We start from the raw sequence: 12,529 nt of genomic DNA, 5'->3' as shown, positions 1-12,529 counted from the left end.
GACGCGCCCCCCAACGCCCCCGTCGTCACCCCAGCCCCCGAAGTCCGCCCCTCCAGCTACAGCTTCTCGACCGGCGCGTACCGCAGCAGCAGCCGCTTCGGCTTCTCGTCACCAAAGTCGATCGTGGCCTCCGCGTTGTCCCCGCTGCCCTTCACCGCCACGACGGTGCCGAGCCCGAAGCTGTCATGGGTGACCCGGTCGCCGATGGCCAGGGAGACCGCGGGCCGCTCCGTCGCCCGCCGGGTGGCAAAACCGCTCGCCCCCGCGCGCGACCGCGACGACCCACCACCCGAGAAACCGCCGCCCGAGAACCCGGAGCCGCCCGCGATGGCGCCCATGGACGCCGACGGGGTGGCCGGACCGGTCCGGCGCCACCGCACATACCGGTCCGGGATCTCCTCCAGGAAGCGGGAGGGCGGGTTGTACGCGGGCTGCCCCCACGCACTCCGCATCGTCGAGCGCGTCAGATACAGCCGCTCGCGCGCCCGTGTGATCCCCACATAGGCGAGCCGCCGCTCCTCCTCCAGCTCCTTGGTCTGGCCGAGCGCCCGCATATGCGGGAAGACGCCGTCCTCCAGACCGCTGAGGAAGACCACGGGGAACTCAAGGCCCTTGGCCGTGTGCAGCGTCATCAGCGTGATGACCCCGGTGCCCTCCACGTCCTCGTCCGGGATCTGGTCGGAGTCGGCGACCAGCGCGACCTGCTCCAGGAACTCGGCGAGCGTGCCGGGGTTCTCCTCGCCCCGGTCCTGCTCGAACTCCAGGGCCACGGTGGCCAGCTCCCGGAGGTTCTCGATCCGGGTCTCGTCCTGGGGGTCCGTGGACGCCTGGAGCTCGGCGAGATAGCCGGTGCGCTCGAGCACCGCCTCCAGCACCGTGGCCGGGCCCGCGCCCGACTCCACGATGGTGCGCAGCTCCTCCATCAGCGTGTTGAACCGCTTCACCGCGTTCGCCGAGCGGGCGGCCATGCCGTACGCCTCGTCGACCCGGCGCAGCGCCTGCGGGAAGGTGATCTTCTCGCGCAGCGCCAGCGCGTCGATCATCGCCTCGGCGCGCTCGCCGATACCGCGCTTGGGCACGTTCAGAATGCGGCGCAGCGGGACGTTGTCCTCGGGGTTGGCCAGCACCCGCAGATAGGCGAGGACGTCCCGGACCTCCTTGCGCTCGTAGAAGCGCACTCCGCCGACGACCTTGTACGGCAGCCCGACGCGGATGAAGATTTCCTCGAAGACACGGGACTGGGCGTTGGTGCGGTAGAAGACGGCGACATCCCCGGCCTTGGCGTCGCCCGCGTCCGTCAGCCGGTCGATCTCATCGGCGACGAACTGGGCCTCGTCGTGCTCGGTGTCGGCCACATAGCCGGTGATGGTGGCCCCGGCACCGGCCTCGGTCCACAGGTTCTTCGGGCGGCGGTTCTCATTGCGCTCGATGACCGCGTTGGCTGCGCTGAGGATGGTCTGCGTGGAGCGGTAGTTCTGCTCGAGCAGGATGGTCCGCGCGTCCGGATAGTCCTCCTCGAACTGGAGGATGTTGCGGATGGTGGCGCCGCGGAACGCGTAGATGGACTGGTCGGCGTCGCCCACCACGCACAGCTCGCCGGCCGCGGTCTCCTCGGTGTCCATGCCGACCAACTCGCGCACCAGGGTGTACTGCGCGTGGTTGGTGTCCTGGTACTCGTCGACCAGCACATGGCGGAACCGGCGGCGGTAGTGCTCGGCGACATCGGGGAACGCCTGGAGCAGATTGACCGTGGTCATGATGATGTCGTCAAAGTCCAGCGCGTTCGCCTCGCGCAGCCTCGACTGGTACATCGCATACGCCTCGGCGAGCGTCTTCTCGAAGCCGTCCGCGGCCTGCCCGGCGAAGGTCTCCTCGTCGATCAGCTCGTTCTTCAAGTTGGAGATCTTGGCGCTGAAGGACTTGGGCGGGAACCGCTTGGGGTCCAGGTCCAGATCCCGGCAGACCAGCGCCATCAGCCGCTTGGAATCAGCCGCGTCGTAGATCGAGAACGATGAGGTGAAGCCCAGCTTCTTGGACTCGCGACGCAGGATGCGCACACAGGCGCTGTGGAAGGTGGAGACCCACATGGCATTCGCCCGCGGTCCGACCAGCTCCTCCACCCGCTCCTTCATCTCGCCCGCGGCCTTGTTGGTGAAGGTGATGGCGAGGATCTGGCCGGGGTGCACTCCGCGCGCGCCGAGCAGATACGCGATGCGGTGGGTGAGCACACGGGTCTTGCCGGAGCCGGCGCCCGCGACGATCAGCAGCGGTGAGCCGGTGTGCTCCACGGCGGCCCGCTGCTGCTCGTTCAGCCCCTCGAGCAGGGCCGCCGGGTCCACGGCGGGCCGCGCCGCGCCGTCCCGGTAGTACGCCTCCCGGGCCACGCTCGGCACGGGCGCGTCGAAATCGCCGCTGAAGAGGTGGTGCGGTACGTCCTCACCACCGCCGGGACCGTGGTGCTCGGGGCTCTCGTGGCCCTCGTGGTCCTCGGGCGGTGGGGGCTCCTCGCCCGAGGGCCCGAGGTCCGCCAGGAAGCTGTCGTCAAAGAGGCTGCTCATCGCTCACCGAGTCTAGGCCGCGCCACTGACAGCCTACGTGCGAAAATCACGAAACGGTTTCGGGCAAAACGAACACCAGCCTTCACAGGAGCCCCACGAGTTGGCTACCGTCCTCCGTCAGGCAGTCCGGACACCTGTCGGCGACCAGCGTCGGCACGGACGGCCTCCGCCGAGTCCGGCCACGTCGCGAGGCAGCCGGAGCCGGGGACCCACACGTTCCACCGGGGTGAATCGGCCCGGCGACGGCACACCGTGCCGCCCCGACGGGCCGTAGGGCAGCCTTCCGTTCCGCCCGAACCCGACAGCTAACCCGGTAGGCGGTCCACGGAAGGAGTCGCCTCCCTTGGCGTCGCACCGCAAGCCGCGGACCCGAATACCGGCAGCGCTGAACGGTCAGAGCCGCCGGACCGCCGTCGGGGTCACCACGGCCGCCCTGGCCTCGGTCACCCTGCTCTCCCAGACGGCGAACGCCGCGCCCGGCGATCCCAAGCCCGCCACCCAGTCGATCGAAGAGGTCAAGAAGAAGGTCGACACCCTTTACCACCAGGCGGAGAGCGCCACCCAGAGCTACAACGCCGCCAAGGAGCGCACCGAGACCCAGCGCGCCAAGGTCGACAAGCTGCTGGACAGCGTCGCCAAGCGCACCGAGAAGCTCAACGAGGCCCGGCGCACGCTCGGCACATACGCCGCGGCCCAGTACCGAAGCGGCGGCATGGCCACGAGCACCGCCGCCATGCTCTTCTCCTCCGACCCGCGGGACGTCTTCGACCAGTCGCATCTGATGGACCGGCTCACCGGCCGCCAGAAAGAGGCCGTCGAGGAGTTCCAGACGGAGCGCACCAAGGCGGCCAAGGAGCGCGCCACCGCCACCAAGAGCCTCGCCTCGCTGACCTCGTCGCAGAAGACGCTCAAGACGAAGAAGCAGACCGTCCAGACCAAGTTGTCCGAGGCGCGGCGCCTGCTGTCGAACCTCACCGCCAAGGAGAAGGCGCGGCTGGCGGCGATCGAGAAGGCGAAGCAGGAGGAGGCTCGGCGCAAGGCGGCCGCGCTCGCCGAGAAGCAGCGGCAGGCGGAGGCCGAACGTCAGCGGCAGGCCGCGGCCGAGCGGCAGCGGCAGCAGGAGGCCAACGACAGCTCCGGCTCGTCCACGCCGTCCACCCCTGCCCCCTCCGACAGCACCAAGGCGGCGAAGGCCGTCGCCTTCGCCGAGGCACAGATCGGCAAGCCGTACGTCTGGGGCGCCACCGGCCCCAACTCCTTCGACTGCTCGGGGCTGACCCAGGCGGCCTGGAAGTCCGCCGGGGTGTCCCTGCCGCGCACCACCTGGGACCAGGTGAAGGTCGGGACGCGGGTGTCGACGTCCGAGCTCAAACCGGGCGATCTGGTCTTCTTCTACGACGACATCAGTCATGTCGGGATCTACATCGGCGACGGGATGATGATCCACGCGCCGAAGCCGGGTGACTCGGTGAAGAAGGCGCCGATCACCGAAATGCCGATCTACGGCAGCGTGCGCCCCGCCTGACGTCCGGGCCGCGCCCCGTCCAACGCACGGGGCGCGGAGCCCGGCCGCACGCGGGGGCACGCGGCGCCCGCTGATACGCACCCCCGCGCGCCCGGCGCGCGATCCATCGTGCCGGGCGCCGGCGTGGGGACGAACGCGGGGCGGCGCCCCGGCCGCGCCGTACGCCACCGTTCCGCCCCGTCGTGGGACGGGCGGACCCTGGGCACCATGCATGGCACGCGCCCCTGTCCCAGCGCGCAGCGGGGACAGGGGCGCGTGGCCGTACGCCGGGCGCGGGCCCGCAGGACCTTACGTGCCGGGCTTGCGGCCGTAGACGTAGACGTCGTCGCCGTTCTTCAGCAGGCTCCAGTACTTCTTGGCGTCGGCCTTACGCATGTTGACGCAACCATGGGAGCCGGGCGGGGACCACACACTGCCCGCGATCGAGTGGAACGCCTGACCGCCGTCGAAGAACTGGCTGTACGGCATGGCGACGTCGTAGATCGTCGACCAGTGATCGATGTCCCGCCAGTAGATCTTCTTCAGACCGGTCCGGGTCTCATAGCGGTCACGCCCCGTGCGCACCGGCACCGGTCCGTAGACCAGCCGGGAGCCGTCCTGGACCCAGCTCAGCTGGCGGGTGAGGTCAACACAGGCGATCCGTCCCCTGTTGGTGGGGCACCTCCCCGCCGCGTTGGGGTTGTGGCCCGCCGCCCGCTGCGCGTTCTTCAGGCTCATCACCCCCCAAGTGATGGGCCCGGCATAGCCGATGGTGGGGCTGATGCCGTTGTTGATCTGGAACTTCTGGATCGCCAGACAGTCGGTGCGCGACTGCCGTCCGTCCACCGGGCGGCCGAGGAACTTCTCGACCTGCTTCTGATACGGCCCGGTGCTCGTCGTGCACGACGGTGCGGCCTGAGCCGGGGTGGCGAGGGCGACCGCGAGCGGCATCACCATCCCCGCCAGACCCAGCGCGACTCCCGTACGCCGTATCCGCCTGGTCCCGAACCGCCTGAAAAACCCTGGGCCCTTGTCGCTCGTGAGCCCTCTGTGCGCCCCCACTACCCCCATTGCCCGCTCCCTCCGGCCGTCTTGTGTCCTTAAGACAGCTCGCGAGTGCAAAGGGTTGCGCACGAATTGATGTGCGGTATCAAGCCGTTATTGATCGAAGTGGGCGGGGGCCGGGGAAGATCAGGTCCACAGCACGGCGATGAAGATGTTCACGGTGGTGAGGGCACCGACCGCCCCGAACGCGGCCGACTCCACCTTCTCCTCGTCCCGCTTCACATAGACCAGGCACAGCACCACGATCAACAGCGCCAGCTTGACCCCGATCTTGATGTTGTTGACGGCGCCGCCGTCGGCCTGGTTGAGGCCGACCAGTGCCACTCCGGTCACCAGCATGGTCAGCGCCCCGTGCAGCATTCCGGGGGTCATCCGTGCGGTGCCCGCACTCATCTGCTTCATCTGGGAGAGAAATCCGCCCAGCAGCGCGGCTATACCGACGATGTGCAAACCGACAAAGGCGTTGATGAGGACGTCCATACGCACGGACATTAGCGCCGCGCATAGCACCACCTTTCACGTGGGTGGGCCCTGATCCCAGCTTCGGTCACGGCCGCCACGCAGTGCCACCCACCCCGCGCGCCCCGTGATCAGCCCATGGCACTGGAACGACGAAATACGTCCATTCCCGTGCATCGCCCCGCACCGCCCCCGTCTCCCGGCCTAGCTTCCTCCTCCAGATGGCAGTCCGCCTCCCGTCAACCGAGGGTCCCCGCCTCATGGGTGGGCTGCCATCTCCCCGTCCCCGACAGACCGGCACCACCCGCTCAGCCGGCACCACCCACTCAGCCAGGAACACCAGCACAGCCAGGAAGGTGTACCGCCGCCGTGGCGTCGCACAGGAAGTCGCGCAGCAAGCCCAAACGCTCGCTCGCCAGCAGCACCGCCCGGACGGCCGCGCTCCTCGCCCTCACCGGCGCCGCCTCCGCGACCGCCCTCGAGGGCACCGGGCACGCCGACCCCCACCTCACCACCGCTCAGGTGAAGGCCGAGGTCGACCGGTACCGACAGGAGGCCGAGGAGGCCACCGAGAAGTACAACGGCGCCCGGGAGAAGGCCGATACGGCCCGCCGCGCACTGGGGGAACTGCGCGACGAGGCCGCCCGCAGAACCGCCCGGCTGAACACCGCGCGCAACGCCCTCGGCGCGTACGCCACCGCCCAGTACCGGGCCGGTACCATCGCCCCCACCCTCCAGCTCGCGCTGTCCTCCTCCCCCGACGAATACCTCCAGCGGGCTTCGCTCGCGGAGCGCGCGGCCGGGCGCCAGGCCGCCGCCATCAACGGCATCACCCGCCAGCGGAAGGCGCTGCGCCAGGTGCGCACCGCGGCGGCCGACCGGCTGGCCGAGCTGCGCGCCTCACAGGAGGCGCTCTCCCGCCACAAACAGGCCGTCGAGAAGAAGCTCGCCGCCGCCGACCGGCTCCTGGACCGGCTGACCGCGGAGCAGCGCCGCCGCCTCCGGGCCCAGGCCCAGGAGCCCAGCCCCCAGGCCACCGACGCCGGCCACACAGCCCCGGCCCCCGCCGCCACCGGCCGGGCCGCCCGCGCCATCGCCTTCGCCTACGGGGCCCTCGGCAAGCCGTACGTCTGGGGCGCCACCGGCCCCCACGGCTACGACTGCTCCGGACTCACCCAGGCCGCCTGGAGCGCCGCCGGGGTCTCACTGCCACGCACCACCTACACCCAGATCAACGCGGGCCACCGGATCAGCCGCTCCCAACTGGCCCCCGGCGACCTCGTCTTCTTCTATTCGGGCATCAGCCACGTCGGGATCTACATCGGCAACGGCCGCATGATCCACGCCCCCCACCCCGGCGCCCCGGTCCGCGTTGCCCCCATCGACCAAATGCCCTTCGCGGGCGCAAGCCGCCCCGCGTAGCGCAGAGCCCACACCCCGGACTCACGGCCGCGACCCCTCAGCGTTGCGACCCCAGCTCACCTTGGACGCGCTCGCGCAGCTCCACCGCCCGCGCATCGCGGTAGCCGTCCAGGAGCCGCAGCGCATCGCGCCAGTGCCGCCGGGCCACGGCCGTGTCGTCGCCGCAACTCCCTGCAAGGGAACCGTGGATCCGCCTGGGCCCCGACCCGGCGTAGGGCCGAGGAAAAGTCACCCGGTGGAGACTGGGGCCATGTGCGCCATGTCCTCTGAAGCCGCGGTGGTGCTGTCGGGTTACGGCCCGGTGGGCCGGGCCTATGCCGACCGCCTCCTGAACGCGTCCGGCGACGTCCCGCTGCGGCTCGCCGCCGTCCGCACCAGCGCCGCCGAGCGCCCCGCGCCCCGGCTGGCGCCGGGCCCGCTGCCGCCGCTCGCCGAAACCCTGGAGCGTACGGGGGCGGTGGTGCTGGCGCAGGCGGTCCCGTCCTCTCCGGCGGTGCGTGAGCAGGCCGCCGCCGACGCGCTGCTCGCGCTGCGCCGCGGGGTCCATGTCGTCTCCGCCACCAAGAGCCATCTGCTCAGCCACTGGGCCGAGTTGGGCCGGGCGGCGGCCGAGGGCGGCGCCCTGATCCGTATCTCGGGCGCCACCGGTGCCGCGCTGCCCGCCGCGGACATGGCCAGGACCGGGGTACGCGGCCTCGGTTGCCGTACGCTCCGCGCCTGCCCCACCGGCACCGCCACGTTCGTCCTGGACCGCCTGGCCGCCGGGGACGCGTTCCCCGCCGCCGTCGCCGAGGCCCGGCGCCACGGGATCGCCGAGGCCGATCCGTCGGCCGACCTCTCCGGCGCGGACGCCGCCACCAAGGCCCGGCTGCTGGCAGCCCTGTTGTGGGGCTGGGACGCGGCGGCCGTCCGGACGGACCTCGGCGGCGCGGCGATCGACGACGGCACGGCGGAGGCGGCCCGCGCGGCCGCCGAGCGGGGCCACCGGCTGCGCGCGGTCGCGACCGCCTCGGCGGGGGAGCCGCTCCTGGTCCGGGTCCGGCTGGAGGAGACCGCCCCCGGCGACCCGCTCCACGCTCTCCGGGGCCCGGAGAAAGCCGTGGTCTACGGCTGTGAGGCGGGTGACATCACGGTGAGCGGCGGGGCCTCCAGCCCTCTGGGGGCGGCCCTCGCCATGGTCAAGGACACCCTCGACGTCGCCGTGCCGAAGGGCTTCGGCTTCGGCTGATCCACCTACGCGGCCGCCGCCGTTTGAAACGCGAGGACCCCGCCGCGACGGAAAGGCTCATACGATGGTCAACGACCGGACATTGTAAGTAGGTTGTTCAGAGGCTGATGATGGGGGCGAACGAAGATGTCGGGCACGAACTGGATGTCATCGAAGTCGGAGTTCGCCCAGCCCCCGGTCGATCTGCGGACGGACATTCCCCACTCCGCCCGCGTCTATGACTACCTCATCGGCGGCAAGACCAACTACGCCCCCGACCGCGCCGCGGGCGACGCCTCGGCGCTGGCCTACCCGAGCCTCCCGATCTCCATGAAGCAGACGCGGATCTTCATGCACCGGGTGACCCGTTACCTCGCCCGGGAACACGGCATCCGCCAGTTCCTGGACATCGGCACCGGTATCCCCACTCAGCCGAACCTCCACGAGGTCGCCCAAGAAGCGGCCCCCGAGGCGCGGGTGGTGTACGTGGACAACGACCCCATCGTGCTCACCCACGCCCGCCATCTCATGACCAGCACGTCGGAGGGCCGGACCGAATACATCGACGCGGACATCCGCAACGTCGACTCCATCCTCGGCGCCCAGCAACTCCACGAGGTCCTGGACCTCAAGCAGCCGGTCGCCCTGTCCCTCATCGCGATCATGCACTTCGTCCTCGACGAGGACGACCCCCAGGGGATCGTCCGCCGCCTGATGTCCGAGCTGGCCCCGGGCAGCTTCCTGGCCCTCACGATCTTCACCGGCGACTCCAACCCGGAGGGGGTCGCGGGGGTCGGCCGCGAGTACAACGAGCGCGGTATCCCCCTCCAGATCCGCGACAAGGCGGAAACGGAACGGTTCTTCGAGGGCCTGGACCTGATCGACCCCGGCATCACCCTCGTACACCACTGGCGCCCCGACGAGCGGGACGCCAGTGAGGGTGTACGTGACGCGGACGTCTCGATGTACGGCGGCGTCGCCCTCAAACGCGACTGAAGGCTATGAACTCGGCCCAGGCGGTGGGGGTGAGCGTCAGCTGAGGTCCGGACTCCTGCTTGGAGTCACGGACGTGGACGGTGTGGGGACAGGCGGCGACCTCTACGCAGGCGCCGCCTTGGGTGTCACTGTGACACGCCCGCGTCTCCCCAGGCCGGGAGCTCCGCGCACGCTGCGTAGTGGGTGACGAGAAGCTGCGGGTGGAGGTGTCGGACGCCAGCGAGGTGATGCCTCAGCCCCGACGGGCCCGCCCCGAGGACGAGTCGGGGCGCGGACTGGCACTGCTCACCGCGCTGGCGGACGGCTGGGACGCCGAGCCGCGCGCCTGTGGCATCGGCAAGACGGTGTGGTTCGAACTCAAGCTGCTGGAGGGGGCGTGAATACGGCCGCGAGGCCGTTCTCCAGCAGCGCGAAGGCGTGCTCGGCGTCGGCGACGGCGCCCGCGTAGCGCTCGTCGGCGGACTCGCCCTCGACCAGACGATCCCCGTTGTCCATGGACAGAGCCCACTGGACAGCGACGATCTGAACGGCGGCGATGCGCGCGGTGAGCTCGGGGGTGCCGGCGGTCTCCTGGAGGGCCTCGGCGAGGGCGTATTCGGAACCGATCCGGAACCGGCTCATCCGGGCGAACAGGGCGGGGGTCCCCCGGACCATCCGGAACAGCGCGCTGATCTCGGGGACGTCGTTGAGGCCGGTGATGGGGTCGCGGTGGCGCAGGCCGTCGAGGAAGTGCGCGCGGAGGGCGGCCAGCGGGGTGGTGTGCGGCGGGCGGCCGCGCACCACCCGGGCGGGCTCGGTCTCGTGGTCGGCCATGCGGTGCACCACGAGGTCTTCCTTGGCTGGGAAGTAGGCAAAGAGCGTGCGCTTGGAGACCTCGGCGGCCTCGGCGATCTGGGCCACGGAGACCTCGTTGAAGCCGCGCTTGAGGAAGAGGGCGATCGCGGCCTCGGAGATCGTCGTCCGCGTCCGTTGCTTCTTGCGCTCACGCAGTCCGGGCTGGTCGTTCACGGCGTCCACACTACCAGGCGACACTACACTTGGTAGATTTCTGCATCTGGTATACATTTACCCTCAGTGAAGCGAAGGGACATGTGATGGTGTCGGAGATCGAGACGGACGTCGTGATCGTGGGCGCGGGCCCGACCGGGCTGACGCTGGCGTACGAACTGGCGCTGGCGGGGGTCAGGACGGTGGTGCTGGAGCGCCTGGAGGAGCGCATCCGGCAGGTGAAGGGCGGGACGATCCAGCCGCGCACCGCGGAACTGCTGGAGCTGCGCGGGCTGTTGGAGCCGATGCTGCGGCGGACCATAAATCGGGACCCTGCGGGCGGGCACTTCGCGATGCTGCCGGTGGAACTGGACTGCACACCGTGGGACACCGCCCACCCGTACCCGATCGGGCTGCCGCAGTGGGAGATCGAAGAGGTGCTGGAGGAGCGGGCGACCGCGCGGGGCGCGGTGGTGCGGCGCGGCACCGAGGTGTCGGCGGTCGAGCAGGACGCCAACGGCGTGACGGTGAGGACAGCGGAGGGCGTGCGCATACGGGCGCGTTACGCGGTGGCGTGCGACGGCGCGCGCAGCACGGTGCGCAAGCGGCTGGGGCTGGACTTCCCGGGCCGCCCGGGAACGTATCTGGCCGTGCTGGCGGACATCCGGCTGTCGTCGGCCTCGTCGCTGGTGCCGCACGAGGCGGGGCACATCAGCACGCTCACCCGGCAGACGGACGACTACTGGGCGATGCTGGTCCCGCTGGGCGAGGGCCGTTACCGGCTCACCTTCGGGCACGAGGAGGCGGAGACCGACCGGGACACCCCCGTGAGCGCGGAGGAGATCAGCACGGCGCTGCGGGCGGTGTACGGGGAGGAGACGGTGCTCGGCGGGGTGGACAACTCCTCGCGGTTCACGGACGCCACCCGGCAGATCGAGAACTACCGCATGGGGCGGGTGCTGTTCGCGGGGGACGCGGCGCACATCCATCCGCCGCTGGGCGGGCAGGGGCTGAACCTCGGCGTCCAGGACGCGTTCAATCTGGGCTGGAAGCTGGCGGCGGTGGTACGGGGTGACGCGCCGGACGGGCTGCTGGACAGCTACCAGACCGAGCGGCATCCGGTAGCGGCCCGGGTGCTGCACCACACCTCGGCACAGCGGGTGCTGGCCAACCCGTTCGCGAGCCCGGATGTGTCCGCGCTGCGCGACATCATGACCGATCTGCTGCGGATGCCGGACACCAACCGCCACCTGGCGGGGCTGATGTCGGGGCTGGCACTGCGCTACGACCTGCCCGGCGCGCATCCGCTCACGGGCGCGCGGCTGCCGGACGCCGAACTGTCCGCCCCGGCCGGGCCCATACGTCTGTCGGGACTGTTCGAGGCGGGGCACGCGGTGCTGCTGGATCTGGCCGGGGTGGTTCCGGAGGAGATGCGGCTGCCGGAGCGGGTGGATCTGGTCCGGGCGCGTCCTGAGGGGGCGGGGCCGGAGGCGGGCGCCCTGCTCATCCGCCCGGACGGCTACGTCTGTTGGGCCGCCGACGACGTCGAGACCTGCCGTACGACCCTGCTGCCCGCCCTCTCCGCACACTTCGGCGAGCGCTTCGGCGAATAGAGCGAGCGCCTGGTGCAGGACATCGGATACGCTGCGGCGAATTTTCGAACGATCGTGCACACAGGTGGGGATATACCGAAATGCGGCATGGACGGCAGTTGGTGACGGGGGCGGTCGGCGCGATGGCTTTGATGGGGGCGCTGACCGGCTGCCTGTTCGGGGCGGACGGGGACGGCGGAGCCAAGGCCAAGGCCCCCGCTCCCCCCAAGCTGGGCGGCAAGCGCACCGCATGCGAACTGCCGGTGCGGTTCAGCCTGGAGAAGTCCTGGAAGGCCGAGGCGGTGGACGCGGCGGTCCAGGACCAGATCGGTCCGCTCGCGAAGCAGGGCCCGGTCACCCTCGTCTGCGAGATCGACGCCAAGCCCGCGGGACACATCGGCTTCCTGCGCGTCTACACCGGCACCAAGGGCGCCGCCGCCCCCGGCGGCGAACCCCGGGCCCTGATGCGTGCGTTCGTGGCTGCCGAGAACTTCGAGAGCAAGGTCGGCTTCCGCCAGACCAAGGCCGGTGACCTGCCCGCCACCGAGGCGAGCTACTCCGTCACCGACCCGTCCGCCGGAGAGACCAGACGCCAACGCGCCCTGGCCGTGATGACCAAGAGCGGCGGCGTGGTCATCCACCTCGGCGGACTCGACACCGACGAGCACAAGGCGATGCTGCCCGCCTTCCGCTTGGCGAAGAAGTCGCTGGAGACGACGGGCTGACGGCCCGCGGCCCG

Annotated in this window: 13 protein-coding genes and 1 riboswitch; of the genes, 7 read left to right on the top strand and 6 right to left on the bottom strand. The window is 70.7% G+C overall.

Annotated elements, in window-relative coordinates; translation table 11 throughout:
* Positions 1–56: 56 nt before the first annotated feature.
* Positions 57–2,558: a DNA helicase PcrA gene (gene pcrA / locus JK363_RS01870; RefSeq protein WP_201870709.1), complete on the bottom strand. Its 2,502-nt coding sequence runs from the start codon at positions 2,556–2,558 to the stop codon at positions 57–59.
* A 157-nt stretch (positions 2,559–2,715) separates the two neighbouring features.
* A riboswitch (cyclic di-AMP (ydaO/yuaA leader) is annotated at positions 2,716–2,893 on the top strand.
* 8 nt (positions 2,894–2,901) lie between these two features.
* On the opposite strand from pcrA, the gene JK363_RS01865 reads away from it, so the two are divergent.
* On the top strand, positions 2,902–4,083 hold the full coding sequence (locus JK363_RS01865; protein WP_201870708.1) for a C40 family peptidase: 1,182 nt from the start codon (positions 2,902–2,904) through the stop codon (positions 4,081–4,083).
* Positions 4,084–4,371: 288 nt separating this feature from the next.
* On the opposite strand, the gene JK363_RS01860 is transcribed toward JK363_RS01865, so the two are convergent.
* Together JK363_RS01860 and JK363_RS01855 are read right to left on the bottom strand one after the other, a co-directional pair.
* Entirely contained in the window at positions 4,372–5,019 is a 648-nt protein-coding gene (locus tag JK363_RS01860) for a L,D-transpeptidase (RefSeq protein WP_201870707.1), read from the bottom strand.
* A 234-nt stretch (positions 5,020–5,253) separates the two neighbouring features.
* Entirely contained in the window at positions 5,254–5,607 is a 354-nt protein-coding gene (locus tag JK363_RS01855) for a hypothetical protein (RefSeq protein WP_201870706.1), read from the bottom strand.
* 348 nt (positions 5,608–5,955) lie between these two features.
* Between JK363_RS01855 and JK363_RS01850 the strand changes: the two genes are divergently transcribed.
* A complete protein-coding gene (locus tag JK363_RS01850) occupies positions 5,956–7,008 on the top strand; it encodes a C40 family peptidase (protein WP_201870705.1) in 1,053 nt (350 codons plus the stop codon).
* 37 nt (positions 7,009–7,045) lie between these two features.
* Here the strand turns inward: JK363_RS01850 and JK363_RS01845 are convergent, their stop codons facing one another.
* On the bottom strand, positions 7,046–7,240 hold the full coding sequence (locus JK363_RS01845; RefSeq protein ID WP_201870704.1) for a hypothetical protein: 195 nt from the start codon (positions 7,238–7,240) through the stop codon (positions 7,046–7,048).
* Positions 7,241–7,267: 27 nt separating this feature from the next.
* Between JK363_RS01845 and JK363_RS01840 the strand changes: the two genes are divergently transcribed.
* Complete coding sequence (locus tag JK363_RS01840; RefSeq protein ID WP_236075475.1) at positions 7,268–8,236, top strand: homoserine dehydrogenase; 969 nt, start codon at positions 7,268–7,270, stop codon at positions 8,234–8,236.
* A 126-nt stretch (positions 8,237–8,362) separates the two neighbouring features.
* A complete protein-coding gene (locus JK363_RS01835; RefSeq protein ID WP_201870702.1) occupies positions 8,363–9,211 on the top strand; it encodes an SAM-dependent methyltransferase in 849 nt (282 codons plus the stop codon).
* Here JK363_RS01835 and JK363_RS01830 read toward each other — a convergent pair.
* Positions 9,198–9,431 (bottom strand): DUF397 domain-containing protein, encoded by a 234-nt coding sequence (locus JK363_RS01830; protein WP_201870926.1) that lies wholly within the window; start codon positions 9,429–9,431, stop codon positions 9,198–9,200. The genes JK363_RS01835 and JK363_RS01830 overlap by 14 nt on opposite strands.
* On the opposite strand from JK363_RS01830, the gene JK363_RS01825 reads away from it, so the two are divergent.
* Positions 9,391–9,591 carry an ATP-binding protein gene (locus JK363_RS01825; RefSeq protein WP_236075474.1) on the top strand — a complete coding sequence of 67 codons (201 nt, stop codon included), beginning with the start codon at positions 9,391–9,393 and terminating at the stop codon, positions 9,589–9,591. The genes JK363_RS01830 and JK363_RS01825 overlap by 41 nt on opposite strands.
* Here the strand turns inward: JK363_RS01825 and JK363_RS01820 are convergent.
* On the bottom strand, positions 9,569–10,219 hold the full coding sequence (locus tag JK363_RS01820) for a TetR/AcrR family transcriptional regulator (protein ID WP_201870701.1): 651 nt from the start codon (positions 10,217–10,219) through the stop codon (positions 9,569–9,571). The two genes, JK363_RS01825 and JK363_RS01820, sit on opposite strands and share 23 nt — an antisense overlap.
* An 86-nt stretch (positions 10,220–10,305) precedes the next feature.
* On the opposite strand from JK363_RS01820, the gene JK363_RS01815 reads away from it, so the two are divergent.
* Both JK363_RS01815 and JK363_RS01810 read left to right on the top strand, forming a co-directional pair.
* Complete coding sequence (locus JK363_RS01815) at positions 10,306–11,811, top strand: FAD-dependent oxidoreductase (RefSeq protein ID WP_201870700.1); 1,506 nt, start codon at positions 10,306–10,308, stop codon at positions 11,809–11,811.
* An 80-nt stretch (positions 11,812–11,891) separates the two neighbouring features.
* Complete coding sequence (locus JK363_RS01810; protein ID WP_201870699.1) at positions 11,892–12,515, top strand: lipoprotein; 624 nt, start codon at positions 11,892–11,894, stop codon at positions 12,513–12,515.
* Positions 12,516–12,529 lie beyond the last annotated feature (14 nt).

The organism is Streptomyces coffeae (assembly GCF_016741875.1).
In the GTDB taxonomy this organism is placed as follows: domain Bacteria; phylum Actinomycetota; class Actinomycetes; order Streptomycetales; family Streptomycetaceae; genus Streptomyces; species Streptomyces coffeae.
The sequence above is the reverse complement of the archived record's forward strand: the minus strand, read 5'-3'. Positions and strand labels throughout refer to the sequence as shown.

What these genes read in the sequence shown, in the direction of transcription:
- JK363_RS01860 (WP_201870707.1), bottom strand. Translation starts at nt 5,019, where the DNA reads ATGGTGATGCCGCTCGCGGTCGCCCTCGCCACCCCGGCTCAGGCCGCA.
- JK363_RS01840 (WP_236075475.1), top strand. Translation starts at nt 7,268, where the DNA reads ATGTCCTCTGAAGCCGCGGTGGTGCTGTCGGGTTACGGCCCGGTGGGC.
- JK363_RS01815 (WP_201870700.1), top strand. Translation starts at nt 10,306, where the DNA reads ATGGTGTCGGAGATCGAGACGGACGTCGTGATCGTGGGCGCGGGCCCG.
- JK363_RS01835 (WP_201870702.1), top strand. Translation starts at nt 8,363, where the DNA reads ATGTCGGGCACGAACTGGATGTCATCGAAGTCGGAGTTCGCCCAGCCC.
- JK363_RS01810 (WP_201870699.1), top strand. Translation starts at nt 11,892, where the DNA reads ATGCGGCATGGACGGCAGTTGGTGACGGGGGCGGTCGGCGCGATGGCT.
- JK363_RS01855 (WP_201870706.1), bottom strand. Translation starts at nt 5,607, where the DNA reads ATGGACGTCCTCATCAACGCCTTTGTCGGTTTGCACATCGTCGGTATA.
- pcrA (WP_201870709.1), bottom strand. Translation starts at nt 2,558, where the DNA reads ATGAGCAGCCTCTTTGACGACAGCTTCCTGGCGGACCTCGGGCCCTCG.